Origin of the sequence: Bradyrhizobium sp. BEA-2-5, from assembly GCF_032918025.1 — a bacterium.
Taxonomy (GTDB): domain Bacteria; phylum Pseudomonadota; class Alphaproteobacteria; order Rhizobiales; family Xanthobacteraceae; genus Bradyrhizobium; species Bradyrhizobium pachyrhizi.
On sequence record NZ_CP136629.1, the window covers coordinates 5,809,991 to 5,823,760 of the forward strand.

Below are 13,770 nucleotides of genomic sequence, written 5' to 3' on the forward strand. Positions count from 1 at the left end.
TCCGCCGCTGCGGAATTTCCCGGATATGTGGCCGCCACCGCCGTTCAGGACGTGCGGATAGCAAAGGCGTCTGTCACCTGGCTTTCAAGTAAAATCGCGGCACGGCACATGAGCTCCGAAACACCTGAGTTCCCGCTTCAACCCACACTCGGTGAACGAGCGATCGACACCGCGACGGACGTCTCGCGTACGATCACGGAGGTGTCGGATGGACTTCGAGCCGCCGCCGATCGCCTCAGCGATGCAATCGCGACCTCGCGCCGACCGGGCGGAGCCCTGGCCACCGTGAGTGCGGTCACGCGCGAAGCGCCGCTCGCAAGCCTGTTCGTCGCGTTTCTGTTCGGCGTTGCCGTCGCGCGCCGGCGCTAAAGCGTCGATGGGGTCGCGAACGCCGTCCTAGAACTTGCCCTTCGTCGCGTCCTTGGTCGCCGACATCACGCTACCGCTGATCTGCCGCATGTGATCTCCGGCGCTGGTGAACTGACTGCGCAGGAAATCCGACTGGATTCGCATCGCTTCCTGGAGATCGGTGGCATGCACCAGCTTGCGTGCATGCTCGAACGCCGACTTCATGTTCTGCTCGGTGAAAGCCAGCGCCTGTTTGGAGATCTCGGTACCGGCGCCCGGCATCGACGTCATCGACTTGCTCGCGGCATCAAAGAACAGGCTGAAGGCCTGTTCGGCCTGGTCGATGGTCTTTTCCGCGAGATCGCGCAACTCGGCGGGAACTTCAAGCTTCGGCTCAATCATGATCGCGCCCCCTGAAATAAGCGTCCGACGACGTTAGCATAGATTGTGACGGCGTCAGCGCCGGATCGCGAGCTATGAAGACCCCACCCGCTCCGGCCGATTGAGGAAAAATTACCTAGCCGCGACCGACAACCGATTCCAATCATGTCAGCACTGTGGCATAGTGATTCGGCTTCTTCGTCGGTCGCGTTCGCGTCTCTGGGGAATAAGGGATCCGATGCTGCGCGCCGTTCGTCCGACACCGACCTGCACCCGGTTCAAGACCAGCATAGAGATGCCGTGCATGAAGTGCGGCACGCAAATGCGGCTTGCCTTGATCGAGCCGCGCGATCAAGTCTACGACGTGCTGACCTATCAGTGCACGCCTTGCAATTCCGGTGAAAGCTTCCTGAACGCGCGCTAGGCTGCGCGCCTGTTCAATCGCTCAGCACAGCGACTCCCGCCTCCGTCAGCCCGGGCTCGTCGTCATGCAGTTCGACCAGACCGAGTTCAGCGAGGATGTGCAGATCCTCGTCGCTGACCGGTGACAATTTGAGCCTGCCGGCCTGGATATCCCGCAAGGTCCAGCGCAAGCCGATCGCGCGCTCGAGTGAAAATTCCGCGAATGGATTATCTGCCATCCGCCTCGACTAGTGCGGCATTTGGATCAGACTTTGTCGTTGCCGCGGCGCCTTCATGGACACCACAGATAGATGGCCGCTGGCGCGATCGAGGCGCACAATGCCTCGACCGCGCCGACGCTCCATGCATCGCTCGCAGCGTCTCAGTAGCGGTAGGGATCGATATCGAGAAGCGGGAATGCGCTGAACACGCTCGGAAGATTGGTCGGCATCGCGGGATGCAGGTAGGATTTGTCCAGTTCGGAAAAGCCGGTGACACCGAGCAAACCGAGGCAGCGGATCACCTCGTCCTCCAGCAGTTCAAGCATCCGGACAATGCCGGCCTCGCCGGCCGCGGCGAGCGCCCAGCACTGCAGCCGGCCGATGCCGACAAGATCAGCGCCCGAAATGATAGCCTTCACAATATCGGTGCCGCGGCAGAACGAGCCGTCGACCATGATCTTGGCACGGCCGGCGACCGCCTGAACGATTTCGGGCAGGACATGCATGGACCCACGGCCGTGGTCGAGCTGGCGGCCGCCATGGTTGGAGACGTAAATCCACTCGACGCCGTGATCGAGCGCGATCAGCGCGTCCTCTGCGGTGGCAATGCCCTTGAGGATCAGCGGTATTTTGAACTTGTCCTTGATCATCTTCACGGTCCGCCACTCCAGGCCCTTCTGGAAATCGCCGCCGGTGGCACGCAGGCGGCTCTCGCGAACGTAGCGCTTGGCGATGTCGCGTTCACGACGGCTGTAATGGGCGGTGTCGACGGTCAGGCAGAAGGCGGCATAACCGTTGTCGATGCTGCGGCTGACCACATCCTCTACAAAGGCATCGTCGCCACGCACATAGAGCTGGAAGATGCGAAGCGCATCCGGTGCCGCCTTGGCGGTATTCTCCAGTCCTGGCTCGGATACCGAGCTCAGCATGTGCGCCGCACCGAAAGTGCCGGCGGCGCGTGCCACGCTTGCCGCGCCATCCGGATCGAAGATCTCGAGAGCGCCGACCGGGGCGAGCACCACGGGAAGCCGGAGCTTGCGTCCGAATACCTCGGTGGAAGGATCGACGTTGATGACGTCGCGCAGCACGCGCGGGCGGAAGGCGATCTCGTCCAGCGCCATGCGGTTGCGGCGCATCGTGGTCTCGGTCTCGGCCGCGCCGACGATGTAGTCCCAGGCGTTCTGGTTCAGGTTGGCGCGCGCTTTCCGGATGAACTCGTGCAGGTTCTGGAATTCCTCGCCGCTGGCGCCGAGTTCGACATTGCGCGCCTGTCGAATGGGGGTCCCGTCATTCATGGTGTTTCTTCTCCCGATTTGGCCGGCACATTAGCCGCAGACAAACCGGAAAAGCTACCACCTTGAGCCACGAATCCTGCCAGCGAAGGCCAGCTATTCGCTCGTGAGATAGATCGGCTTTCGACGCGAAGCGGTCCGCCTCGCCCGAGGCGAGCTAGCTGCCCGAAAACCGGTTTCGGTACTCGGTCGGCGATACGCCGAGGTGGCGCAGGAACGCCCGCCGCATTCGCTCGTCATCGCCAAATCCCGCGCGCTTGGCGACCTCGATCACACCGCCGATCTGGCGGCTTTCGAGCAGCAAGCGCGCCGTCTCCACGCGCAGCGCCTCGACGCCGCTTGCGGGTGTCATGCCGGTGCGGCTGACATAGGTCCGCGCAAAGGTGCGTGGCGTCATCCCCGCCTTTTCCGCGAGGGTCTCGACCTTGAGGTCGCTCGTGATGTTCTCGATGATCCAGGCGTGCAGCGCGCTGAAGCGTCCCTCGACGTCCGATGCCTGGGCGGCAAGGACGGTCGAGAACTGGCTCTGACCGCCCGGTCGCTTCAGAAACACCACAAGTCTCCGCGCAACATCGAGCGCGATGGTGTGGCCGAAATCCTCCTCGATCATGGCGAGCGCCAGATCGATGCCGGCGCTGACCCCGGCCGATGACCAGACCCGTCCGTCCTTGACGAAGATCGCGTTGGGCTCAACCCGGATATTGGGAAAGCTATCCTGCAGACGGGGACAATAACGCCAGTGCGTTGCTGCCCGCTTGCCGTCCAGAATCCCGGTCCAGGCCAACGCAAATGCGCCAAGGCAAACCGACGCGATACGGCGCGCCTTCGGCAGCGCCTCCGCGATCCAGTTCATCAACTTCGCGTCGTTGCGGATCTTCCAGATGCCGGGTCCGCCAGGGATCACCAGCGTGTCGACCTCGGCGGGCGCAATACTGTCGATCGGCGCCGTGTCGATCATCATGCCGACATCGGTCGGCACCAACCCGCCGGAGGTCGACAGGTAGGACAGCGAGTAGTCCGGTCCCGGCAGTTCGATCGCTTCCAGTTCTGCAAACACCTGCGCCGGTCCCGAGATGTCGAGCAAGGTCACACCGGGAAAGGCAACGATCGCGATCCGCCGCGTTGCTTTCTTGTCGCGCGGCTCAGGCCGGGGCGCTTTGGCAGTTTTCGAGGGCATATTGTCCTTTAAGCCATTCGAGGCTGCCCTGTATAGCTCGCATTGGAATTCTGGAGTTCTGCCATGTCGCGAAATCTGGGCAGCGGATACGAGGCGATCAAATCGCCTTGGACGGATTACGCGATCTACAGTCTACCCGATGCCTCCCGGGTCGAAGCCTGCGACCGTCAGCCGCTGATGGACGCCATGAACGGCATCATTGCCGTCAACTGGCAGGCCACCGAGCCGCACTGGACAACGACCTCCTCGCCCTTCGACAAGAAGTATAGCCTGATCCTTGTCTACGATCGGTCCGGCCTCATTGCCTTCTCGGTCTACCGCATCCTGGAGATGTCGGCCGGACTTGGAATCTATCGCAGCGGCACGGAAGTACTCCCGGCGCACCAGGGCCGCGGCTTCTACGGCTTCTTCACATCGGAAGTCCTGAAATGCTCCGGCGCCGCCGCGAGAGCCGAGGGCAACGTGCTCTACGGCTGGCGAACCCGCAACCCGATCGTCTGGGCAGCGAACGCTAAGATTTGCGAAAAAGTGACTCCGTCTTTGCTCGACGATACGCAGGATCTCGCCCTGCAGGCGGCCTGTATCGAGATGTGCACCTCGCTCTATCCGGGCAAGCCGCTCGAACTGCCCGACATGATCATGCGTGGCGCTTACGGCCACATTAAGCACCATCGGCAGGCCTATCATGGCACCGCGTCGCTGGTCGATGCCGCGATGTCGCGGAAGATTCCGAATTCTGCGGATGCCCTTTTCTCGGTGGGTTACGCGAGGGTGTGATGTCGATGCTCGGACAACAAGCTGTTTATGCCCCGACGTCGCGCTTCACCGATCGCGCCTATCTCGCGTGGACGGCGGTGGCCATCGCCTACGCCATCGCCTTCCTGCAGCGCGTATCGCCGCAGTCGGTCAGCCTCAGTTTCATGCACGACTTCAACACCGACGCTGCCGGCGTTGCGATGCTCGCCTCAAGCTACTTCTGGGGCTACACCTTGATGCAGATTCCGGCAGGCCTTCTGGTCGACCGTTACGGCGTCAAGCGCGTCGTCCTCGTCAGCATGATTGCCTCCTCGCTCGGCAGCGCCGCGTTCGCGCTGGCACCGAACCTGCTCGACGTTTTTGTTGCACGCCTGATCGTCGCCTGCGGCGATGCGCTGGTCTTCACCGCACTCCTGAAGCTCGTGGCACAGAGCTTCGCGGATGAGCGGTTCGGCATGATGTCGGGCATCTCGCAGGTCTCCGGCTATGTCGGGGGCGTGATCGCGACCACGCCCCTTGCAGCTGCGGTCTCAGGCTTCGGCTGGCGGGCCTGCTTCCTGTTCATCGCCTGCATTGGCCTCGCCAACCTCGCTTTCGCCAAGCTCGCGCTCAAGCCCGATCCGGCCTCGCACAGCAACAAGACGCTGAAGGGCGTGGTGATCGCCGCGCGGCGATCGCTGGCCCATGTCGCGAACTGGGGTTGCGCAATGACATTTGCGTCGCATTTCGCGGTGGTGACGACGCTGTCGGGCGTCTGGGGCATTCCGATGGTCGCGCACTTCTTCCACATCTCCCCGACAGCGGCCGGCACGCCCCTGCTCGCCTTCATGATCGGCAATGCGCTCGGCTCGATCTTCCTGGGTCACGCCGCCGATCGCGCCGCGGCGGCGCTTGACCGCGCGCTGATCGGCATTTGCGTGCTGCGCATGCTGCTGATCGCGATGCTGCTGCCGCCGATTGCCCAGACGTTTGGTCTCGCCTATGTCACCGTCGTGTTCACTGCCTTGGGGCTCGTCGCCGGCGGCACCGTCCCGCTGGTGTTGAAATGCGTCAAGAAGCTCTACACCGCCGATCTGATCGGTGTGGGTGCATCCGTGAACACCACTGCCGCCGGAATCTTCGCCGGCATCTCGCAGCCCATCATCGGCTTCGCGATGCTCGCCGCCAGCAACGCCTCGGGGACCGACGCCGCACACAACACGGCCGCGATCGGCGACGGCGGCTACAGCGCCTTGATTGTCATTCTGCTTCTCATGTCGCTGCCGGGCATTGCCGGGCCGCTGTTGATGAGAAGCAAGTTGATAGCTCGTTAGTGTCGTTATGAGTGTAGGGGGTGTTATGGAGCGCTTGTTCTTGAGAAAAGGCGAAGTCGCGTCAAAGTTTCCGGTCAGCAGCTGGCAGAGCGTGATGTTCTCCGAGTTTGAAGCGCAGATGAGCAGCGAGGCAAGGCCGTTCCCTTGCGTGTTCGGTGTGACCGGACATCGCCAGGATCAGCTCCGCTACCTTTTCCTCGATCCGTATGATGTGGCGGTGCTGGGCGAACAACTCGGGCAATATGTCTCGCAGGCGCGCTCGTTCGGTCCCAATACCTCGTTGATCGTGTTCACGCGGCCTCGTCCGGTGCAGACGCTCGATGCCTATTATCGCAAGATGTGGCTGACGCTCGATCAGCTCGCGCGGTTGGACAAGAACCCGTGGCCAACAGAGATTCCGGAACAGATTGACCACCCGATGTGGGAGTTCTCATTTGCGGGCGAGCCGATCTTCGTGGTCTGCACGACGCCCGCGCATGTGATGCGGCAGAGCCGCCGGTCCAGCGCCTTCATGCTCACGTTCCAGCCGCGCTGGGTGTTCGAGAAGATCCTCGGGACTGAGAAGGCTGCGAGCGCCGCGTTCGCGGAGGTGCGCAAGCGCCTGATCCCGTACGACAGCGCGAGCCCCTCTCCGCTTCTTGGCCGCTACGGCGCAACCGACGGCCGCGAGTATCTGCAGTACTTCCTGCACGACGACAACAACGCGAGCTCGGGCTGCCCCTTCGCCAAGCTCGCGCAGAACAAGACACCACCGATCGCGAACAAGGAACAGGCAGCATGACCCAGATCATCGCAGGCACGAAGACTGAATTTGCTATCGACCCGGAGATCCTGAACTTGCTCCCGGCCCAGGGCTCGGTCGAGCTGCAGCATGATGCGGCCGGCAAGGTGCATCAGTTTCATACCCATCCAGTCGACGAGATCCTGATGATCATCAGCGGCCGGCTGAACTTCATCTGGGATGGCGGCGAGCGGGTGGTCGGCGCCGGCGATACCATCCTGCTGCCAGCCGGCACCCGGCATCAATCCGAAGCGCTCGAGGGCGGCGCAATCTACGTGATCGCGACGCAAACACCCGCCAAGCCGATGAACAACTGACGCACAGGAAGGATTTGCGAGCACCTCAGGACAGTGAGGGATCGCGCGGCGGCTCAACCGCCAAACGTTCGACCAGCTCGATGACCTCGGAACGCTGGTCGGGCGCAAGTCGAAGGAAAGCCTTCAACAGTCGCAGGCTTTCCAGTGTTTCGCTCGATGGAGCTCCGAGCTTCTTCTGCAGCTCCGCAACGTATGTGGGATTTTTCATCTCGCACCTTAAGTGAGGATTACGAATGGCATACCCAGGTAAACGTGAAGGCTTGGCCCAGAAGGTCGACACCGCAGCACAAGAGGCCGAACGCCTCGGCCTCACCACGGCAACCCTCATCCTCCGGATGGCACGCCTCGAGATTGATCGGGCGGAACCCGAGGAAGTTGAAAGTATGCCAAGGAACAACTTGCGCAGCAAGCCGAACTGAGTTCCCGAAACGGACCAGCTCCAAGGCCGCCGGCGACGCGCCGGGGCCTGCGACGCCTGAAAGACATCTCGCCAGGCGAGCGGCTTTCCTCTCGCCTGCTGTCAGGTTGTTTTGCGAATAGTTGATCTTTTGCGCAGGCTGAGCACGCTGGAGCGTTTTCGAGCGAAGCGGATCCTAGTTCGCGTCAAGGAAACGCGTCAAACTAGAAGCCAGAGCCCCGTTCCGATTCCATCGGAACGGAAAAGGGCCTAGCCGGTGTTGTCTGCCTTGCCGAACGCGCCGGCCTCGGCCAGCGCGGCGATGCGCCGGTCGTCGTAGCCGAGCGTCTTGCTCAACACGTCCTTGGTATGCTGACCGAGCAGCGGAGCCGCAACAGGATCAACGGTCGGCGTCAGGCTCATATTGACCGGCGACTCGATGTTCGGCACCGAGCCGGCGGTTGGATGCGCAATCCGGTTCAAGCGATGGCGCTCGCGCGCCTCAGGCGCATTGAACCCCTCCTCGACCGTGCGGAGGTAGCCGACCGGAATATTGGCCAGCTTCATCTTCGCCATCCAGTTCTCGAGCGTATCGCTTGCAAACACGCTGGCAATGATCGCGCGCAGCTTCTCCTTGTTGGCCGTGCGCGCCTTGCGGTGAGCAAACTCGGGGTCGGTGACGAGATCCGGGCGTTCCAGCACGTCGGTGACGAGCCGGCGGTAGAGCCGGTCGTTGGCGCAGGCCATGTAGAGAGGCCCGTCGGAGGCCTCATAGACGCCGACGGTGGGAGACCCGCTCGGCGAATTGCCGAACCGGCCGGGGTTTTCGCCGTTGATGAGATAGGCCATGCCGTAGAAGCCGGTCATCCCCATCGCAACGTCGAACAGAGCGACTTCGACATGCTGGCCGCGGCCGAGCCGGTCCCGCGCCAGCAGCGCCATCAGGATGGCATTGCAGGCGGACATCCCCGTCGCCATGTCGACGATGGGCGGGCCGGTACGGACCGCCGGGCCGTCGGCAAATCCGTTGAGCGACATGAAGCCGCTTTCCGCCTGGGTGATGGGATCGAAGCCGGGGCGCAGCGCGAAATCGCCTTTGCGTCCATAGGCGGAGATCGAGCAATAGACCAGCCGCGGGTTGAGCGGCGCGACCGACTCATAGTCGAGCCCGAACTTCTTCATCACCCCGCCGGAGAAATTCTCCACCACGACGTCGGCCTTGGCAATCAACGCGCGCGCGACCTCGAGCGCCGCCGGATTGTTGAAATCGAGCGCAATGCCGCGCTTGTTGCGGTTCAGGCTGAGATAGGCAGCGCTTTCGCCGCCAATCTCGGCATGCTCATAGGCGCGCGTGTCGTCGCCACCGTCGGGGTTCTCGATCTTGATGACGTGGGCGCCATAATCGGCGAGCGTCTGGGTGCAGGCCGGGCCGGCGACCACGCGCGTGAAATCGACGACCAGCAGACCATCGAGCGCGGTCGGAACTCCCTCCCCGCGCGGCGTGCGCCCCGGCAATTCTGGTCTGGTCATGATCTGACGCTTCCTCTGTTATTTTATCAGGCGAAATACGACGGTCCCTGCCAAGACCGGCACTGCTCGCCTTTTAGCGGAAGCTCGTCAGCAAAACCAAACCCGGATTTTGCAGAGCGGGACCTTCGTCCGACATGGCTGTCAATGGCCAAAGACGACCCGACGGCCGCCGACATGGTCGGACGCCTTGCATACGAAGCAAGCCTGCCGGATACCGAACTGTGGGGCGCGGAGCCCATACGCAGGCGGGTGGCGACACGCCGCCGCCACCCGCTTTCGTAATGGGGAGCCTTCGAGCTATTCGGCGATCATTTCGCCGGAGCCGCCGAACTCAGCCGGAAAATCCTTCAACTTCGGCAGGCCGTCGCGTATCTGCAGCACTGCCTCGGAATAGTTGACGTGAACGCCTGGGCTGAATTTCAGCGTCGGGATCGTTGCGGTGAACACGTCGACGAGCCCGAGCGTCGGGTGGTTGGTCATCAGGTGACCGCCGCACTTTGTGCAATATTTGCGCTGGCTCATCGCGGTCTTCTCGAATGTCGCGATGTGGTCGGCGCCCTTGGTAACCTCGACCGCCTCGGGCCTCCAGAGGCTGAACGCATTCACCGGACCACCGGACCAGGAACGGCATGAACGGCAGTGGCAATAGCCCATTGCCTCAGGCTCCCCGCTGACCTTGAGTTCGACGGCGCCACAAAAGCAGTTTCCAGTGTGATTCATCGGTCGTTTCTCCCTTGGGTTATTTTGATTGGGCTCCGCGTCGGCATCGATCCACGTTGCTCGTGGTGTTCGTGATGCAGAGAAGATGTAGACAGGTGCGTAGCCGCGGCGAACTCCCTTGCGTGGACGTACCAGACCCTTTCTTGCGCGAGAGGCCTCGAATGCAGGCAGGTCGTCGACGCGACGGAAGTTACATGAGAGTCCGCGCCGATGTCGACCATCTTCACAGCCTTGGCCGGGCCCAATCCCGACCGCACATAAGGAAGGAGTTCAGTGTGAGGCAAGGCACAGTCATGCGATGAATTGCTGCCGTGCCGGATTCCTGCGCGGCAAACCGGCACGTCAGTAATCACGTCAGATCAGCGTGGACGGTCCTTCACCGGAACCCTGCTTGCCGTCGCAAGCCCGTACATCAGCGCCAGCCGATCAAGGCACTCCTTGAGACGCCGCGCAAAATAGTCCTGCCAGCGCTGCGTACAAAGTCCGCGCCGCTGTCCAACCTGCTCCATGGTCATGCCGAGGATCAGGACATCGTGCACCAGCGCCGAACCATCGGCGCCGAGCTCATACTCAGCGCGATTGAGGCGCAGCGTCGCCTGACGCTGCCCCTCGGTGATCGGCTCGCGTCGCAGGCCGCCATCGACGAATTCGCGCGTCGTATCCACCGCGCGAGGCCCACGCTCGGCCTTTTCCCAGTCGTTTTGGAACGCCCGGCCACTCCGATATTGCGTATCGTCGATCTGGCGATGCGCATGCAACCGGCCAAGCGGATCGTTGCGGATCGAGCGAAAGGCAACGATCTTCTCACCCCGGTCGAGCGCAAGGGGATCGTCGACCTCGACGGTCGCCACTTCGGCATTAAAGGGCAGATCCTGGGCACGTCGATCGTGCGCCCCGGCGGGATCGTATGGCTTCCGGCGCTTGCCTCCCGGCATTGGTAACCTCCAAAATGTCTGATGATGGGCGCGCGGAGGCTTCCGCGCGGTCGCGGTTGCGGACCGACGTCCGTCGGTCAAAGGATGAATTGCCTCAGCCGGCCCCGATGGCTTGAAGCCAGGCGGCGCTCAATACCGGCCTCGCCGTGGCCTCAGGATCGCGACTCAGGTGAAAATGCGGGGTGCAGTAGCTCGAACCGGACCGGCACAGATGACCGCAGAAGGTCATTGTCTCGCCGTCGCTATCCCCACCATAGGGATAGCGGCAGTCTCCGGGCTTGAGGTCGAGCAGCGAAAGATGCCGCGGCACGACCGCCGCGCAACGAAGCTGCGGCATCTCCACCGTTTCAGTGAAGATCTTTGGCCCGCGAAGTAGATCCGGCGTCAGTTCGGCGCGCCCTTCACGAAGCCGCCCGATCCTTGGGAGCTCCGGCAGGGACGGTTTGGGCGGATCGAGGTGCCCCGGCAGGGACGGCTCGAGCCTTTCGAGGCCCACCAACCCCATGCGCTGCGCTCGGCTGAGCGCCGCGTTGCGCGTATAGGCCGTATTGAAGGTAGCGTTGATCGTGTCAGCGATTTCCGAATAGGACAAGCCGCGGGCGCGGAGATCCTGCAGGGCTGCCGAATGCTCCGGCAGCCAGTTCATCATTTCCATTCCAAATTCCCATTTCTGTCATTCCGCCGGCGCCTCGCATACCTTCCGATATTCCGAAGAAAAAGTCAAGCTTGTTTCTGATAATCGTAACGGATATAATGTGTCCGGGTTTGGGAAAGGATGAAACATGCTGGACGCGGCGCTGATCGAACGAGCACTGGAAAAGACTGGGAAGAGCAAAGGCGGGCTTGCCCGCGCGATGGGGGTTCGGGCCGGGGCGGTCTCCGAAATCCTGTCCGGAATAAGGTTGATCAAGGCATCCGAGATTGCCCCGATCATGGAGTATTTGGAGCTGAATTCGGTGCCGATCGTGGGCCGGGTCGGCGCCGGCGCCTCGATCCAGCCGGAGCTCGAGCAGGTCCCGCCGGAGGGTCTCGGCGAAATCGAGCTTCCGTTCCCGATGACGGAGGAGACCGTCGCTTTCGAGATCGTGGGCGATTCGATGCTGCCCAAATACGAGAGCGGCGACGTGATCGTGGTCTACAAGGACCAGCGCCATCCGCTGTCGAGCTTCTACGGCGAAGAGGCGGTGGTCCGCCTCAAGACCGGCGAGCGCTATCTGAAGACCATCGAGCGGGGCAGTTCGTCCGGCACCGTCAACCTCAAGAGCTTTAACGCCAAGCCGATCAACGGCGTAAAGCTCGAATGGATCGGCGAAATCTGCGTCACCCTGCCCCGCGGCCAGATCGACAGGCTGCGCGGCAAATCGGCGGCGAAGGGTCGCAAATCCGCCCGGACGCAGGGCGGGCGATCGTCCGAGAAGTAACCGCGCCGCTCCAGGGACCGGCCGGACCGATTCGGACGCCTTCGGGATGAATCGGTCCGGCCATGCATGCCTGAATTTCGGTTTTCGACAATTCACCTTGACATACTTCCGATTATCGGAAATAATGGGTGACAGTCAGAACATCGAACGATCAGGCAATGCATTATTTCGTCGTGATGATCGAATATGGGCGGCGCGGCCGCGAGGCGGTCGTCGATCCCGAAATCACACGACGCGACGTCGTCTCACGAATCGCCTCGGGCGAATATACGAACATCAGCTTCATTCACGAGATTGCCGAGCGTTCGGTCGAGGATGTCACGGACGACCTGCTGGCCGAGGCCGCCTTGCCTGAGTTCCCCCTGACCGGCGCGAACCTGCAAGCCAATACGCTGGATCACGCCCGCGACCTGCGCAAACACGAGCCGGTCTGACACCGCTCACGAGTTGATTGCGAAAACGTGATCTTTCTTGAGCCGGCCACTTGGCCGGAACCCGAAACAGACTAGATAGGGTTCACGCAAAGTCTATTCGGACCAGGCGCGGGTTCCCTCTAGATTGGCGATTCGTTTCTCGGGCCGGCAAAATTTCAGCTTCAGATGACTTCGACAACAAACGCCGAGATCGCGAAAGCCGATGGCGATCTCAGGATCGCGCTGCTGCTCGGCATCGCAAACTGGTTTCTGTTTCTGGACCATATTCCGCACAACGTCGTCGGCGCGCTGACCATGCGCAACTTCGGCTTCAGCGGCGCAACCGACCTTTTTGTATTCGTCGGCGGCTACGCAGTGACGCTCATCTACGCCAGGATGACGCTGGAACGTGGATTCCTGGTCGCCGCAACTCGCATCTTCAAGCGCGTATGGCAACTCTATGCCGCCTATATCGTTCTGTTCGTGATCTATGTCGAGTTGATCAGCTATGTCGCTACCCGGACCGCGGCGCCCGAGATCATCAGCGAGTTCAACATCACCGGCTTCATCGATCACCCGATCCGGACGTTGATCTACGGCCTGTTCCTGCAAGCCAAGCCGCTCAACCTCGACGTACTGCAACTCACTATTGCCCTGATGGCGTTCCAGCCCATCATCGTGTTCGGGCTGTTGTACGTGCCGAACGCGACGGTCGTCGCATCCGTGACCCTCTATGCGGCCGGTCGGCTGCTCGACTGGAACCTGTCGTCATATCCGTATGGCGACTGGTACCTCAATCCGTTCTGCTGGCAATTGCTGTTCATGATGGGCGGCTGGCTCGCGCTGATCGGCGCGCGATATGCGCCCGCGATCCGCGCGATGCAGGCTGCTCCCGCGCTGCGCGCCATGGCGTTGCTGTATCTGCTGTTCGCCCTGACGATTGTCTCGAGCAGCGATATCCCGGCACTCGCGCAAATGATGCCGAGCGGGCTGAGCGATGTGCTGCTGCCAAACGACCGGGAGGATGTCGCGCCTCATCGCATCCTGCATTTCCTGGTCCTGACATTCCTGTTCAGCTGGCTAGTGCCTCGCGACTGGGATTACTTGCGATCTCACGCCTTGCAGCCGATCATCAAGTGTGGCGAGGAATGGCTGGCCGTGTTCTGTGCAGGCGTCTTCCTCTCCTTCGCTGCGCACCTGATCCTGATTACGGGTCCATACTCACTGGCAAGGCAGGTCGCGGTCAGCATCGCCGGCATCGCGGCGATGACGGCCGTCGCCTACTACGTCTCGTGGTCGAAGCAGCAGGACGGCAAGTCGGCCGTCGCTCATTCTTGATTCCTGCGGTTCAGTCGATCGTCAACGA

Annotated in this window: 19 protein-coding genes; 10 read left to right on the top strand and 9 right to left on the bottom strand. The window is 62.0% G+C overall.

Annotation, left to right across the window (positions count from 1 at the left end; genetic code table 11):
* Positions 1 to 108 precede the first annotated feature (108 nt).
* Positions 109 to 369, top strand: coding sequence for a hypothetical protein (locus RX327_RS27450; protein WP_317251335.1), 261 nt, complete (start codon positions 109 to 111; stop codon positions 367 to 369).
* A gap of 27 nt (positions 370 to 396) precedes the next feature.
* On the opposite strand, the gene RX327_RS27455 is transcribed toward RX327_RS27450, so the two are convergent.
* Complete coding sequence (locus tag RX327_RS27455) at positions 397 to 750, bottom strand: phasin (RefSeq protein WP_317247678.1); 354 nt, start codon at positions 748 to 750, stop codon at positions 397 to 399.
* Positions 751 to 967: 217 nt separating this feature from the next.
* Here RX327_RS27455 and RX327_RS27460 point away from each other — a divergent pair, with 217 nt between their 5' ends.
* Positions 968 to 1,153: a hypothetical protein gene (locus tag RX327_RS27460; protein WP_018272817.1), complete on the top strand. Its 186-nt coding sequence runs from the start codon at positions 968 to 970 to the stop codon at positions 1,151 to 1,153.
* Between the two features lie 13 nt (positions 1,154 to 1,166).
* Here RX327_RS27460 and RX327_RS27465 read toward each other — a convergent pair whose 3' ends face one another.
* From RX327_RS27465 to RX327_RS27475, 3 genes are all read right to left on the bottom strand, one after another.
* Positions 1,167 to 1,370: a hypothetical protein gene (locus RX327_RS27465; protein ID WP_050383888.1), complete on the bottom strand. Its 204-nt coding sequence runs from the start codon at positions 1,368 to 1,370 to the stop codon at positions 1,167 to 1,169.
* A 143-nt stretch (positions 1,371 to 1,513) separates the two neighbouring features.
* Positions 1,514 to 2,647 (bottom strand): alpha-hydroxy acid oxidase, encoded by a 1,134-nt coding sequence (locus RX327_RS27470; protein WP_317247679.1) that lies wholly within the window; start codon positions 2,645 to 2,647, stop codon positions 1,514 to 1,516.
* A 154-nt stretch (positions 2,648 to 2,801) separates the two neighbouring features.
* Positions 2,802 to 3,821: a GlxA family transcriptional regulator gene (locus RX327_RS27475; RefSeq protein ID WP_050383890.1), complete on the bottom strand. Its 1,020-nt coding sequence runs from the start codon at positions 3,819 to 3,821 to the stop codon at positions 2,802 to 2,804.
* A 63-nt stretch (positions 3,822 to 3,884) separates the two neighbouring features.
* Here RX327_RS27475 and RX327_RS27480 point away from each other — a divergent pair, with 63 nt between their 5' ends.
* Genes RX327_RS27480 through RX327_RS27495 form a run of 4 tightly spaced genes read left to right on the top strand, consistent with a single transcriptional unit; the run spans position 3,885 to position 6,988 of the window.
* A complete protein-coding gene (locus RX327_RS27480) occupies positions 3,885 to 4,598 on the top strand; it encodes a hypothetical protein (RefSeq protein ID WP_050383891.1) in 714 nt (237 codons plus the stop codon).
* Positions 4,598 to 5,890 (top strand): MFS transporter, encoded by a 1,293-nt coding sequence (locus tag RX327_RS27485; protein WP_050383892.1) that lies wholly within the window; start codon positions 4,598 to 4,600, stop codon positions 5,888 to 5,890. Before RX327_RS27480 ends, RX327_RS27485 begins: the two co-directional genes overlap by 1 nt.
* Before the next feature lie 40 nt (positions 5,891 to 5,930).
* Positions 5,931 to 6,671 carry a YqcI/YcgG family protein gene (locus RX327_RS27490; protein WP_317247680.1) on the top strand — a complete coding sequence of 247 codons (741 nt, stop codon included), beginning with the start codon at positions 5,931 to 5,933 and terminating at the stop codon, positions 6,669 to 6,671.
* Entirely contained in the window at positions 6,668 to 6,988 is a 321-nt protein-coding gene (locus tag RX327_RS27495; RefSeq protein WP_050383894.1) for a cupin domain-containing protein, read from the top strand. Before RX327_RS27490 ends, RX327_RS27495 begins: the two co-directional genes overlap by 4 nt.
* Before the next feature lie 25 nt (positions 6,989 to 7,013).
* On the opposite strand, the gene RX327_RS27500 is transcribed toward RX327_RS27495, so the two are convergent.
* Positions 7,014 to 7,196, bottom strand: a complete 183-nt coding sequence (locus tag RX327_RS27500) for a hypothetical protein (protein ID WP_016847357.1) — start codon at positions 7,194 to 7,196, stop codon at positions 7,014 to 7,016.
* Between the two features lie 25 nt (positions 7,197 to 7,221).
* On the opposite strand from RX327_RS27500, the gene RX327_RS27505 reads away from it, so the two are divergent.
* The gene (locus RX327_RS27505) at positions 7,222 to 7,407 is read left to right on the top strand and encodes a hypothetical protein (RefSeq protein ID WP_016847356.1); all 186 of its coding nucleotides are present in this window, start codon (positions 7,222 to 7,224) and stop codon (positions 7,405 to 7,407) included.
* Positions 7,408 to 7,655: 248 nt separating this feature from the next.
* On the opposite strand, the gene RX327_RS27510 is transcribed toward RX327_RS27505, so the two are convergent.
* From RX327_RS27510 to RX327_RS27525, 4 genes are all read right to left on the bottom strand, one after another.
* The gene (locus tag RX327_RS27510) at positions 7,656 to 8,918 is read right to left on the bottom strand and encodes a CoA transferase (protein ID WP_317251336.1); all 1,263 of its coding nucleotides are present in this window, start codon (positions 8,916 to 8,918) and stop codon (positions 7,656 to 7,658) included.
* 294 nt (positions 8,919 to 9,212) lie between these two features.
* Positions 9,213 to 9,635, bottom strand: coding sequence for a GFA family protein (locus RX327_RS27515; protein ID WP_050383896.1), 423 nt, complete (start codon positions 9,633 to 9,635; stop codon positions 9,213 to 9,215).
* Positions 9,636 to 9,994: 359 nt separating this feature from the next.
* Entirely contained in the window at positions 9,995 to 10,570 is a 576-nt protein-coding gene (locus RX327_RS27520) for a DUF6456 domain-containing protein (protein ID WP_050383897.1), read from the bottom strand.
* Between the two features lie 94 nt (positions 10,571 to 10,664).
* Entirely contained in the window at positions 10,665 to 11,225 is a 561-nt protein-coding gene (locus RX327_RS27525) for a GcrA family cell cycle regulator (RefSeq protein ID WP_050383898.1), read from the bottom strand.
* A 127-nt stretch (positions 11,226 to 11,352) separates the two neighbouring features.
* On the opposite strand from RX327_RS27525, the gene RX327_RS27530 reads away from it, so the two are divergent.
* The 3 genes from RX327_RS27530 (at position 11,353) to RX327_RS27540 (ending at position 13,742) form a co-directional block, all read left to right on the top strand.
* Positions 11,353 to 11,991: an XRE family transcriptional regulator gene (locus RX327_RS27530; RefSeq protein WP_317247681.1), complete on the top strand. Its 639-nt coding sequence runs from the start codon at positions 11,353 to 11,355 to the stop codon at positions 11,989 to 11,991.
* 158 nt (positions 11,992 to 12,149) lie between these two features.
* Complete coding sequence (locus tag RX327_RS27535) at positions 12,150 to 12,425, top strand: hypothetical protein (protein ID WP_317247682.1); 276 nt, start codon at positions 12,150 to 12,152, stop codon at positions 12,423 to 12,425.
* Positions 12,426 to 12,590: 165 nt separating this feature from the next.
* Positions 12,591 to 13,742 carry an OpgC domain-containing protein gene (locus RX327_RS27540; RefSeq protein WP_028336894.1) on the top strand — a complete coding sequence of 384 codons (1,152 nt, stop codon included), beginning with the start codon at positions 12,591 to 12,593 and terminating at the stop codon, positions 13,740 to 13,742.
* Positions 13,743 to 13,770: the final 28 nt, after the last annotated feature.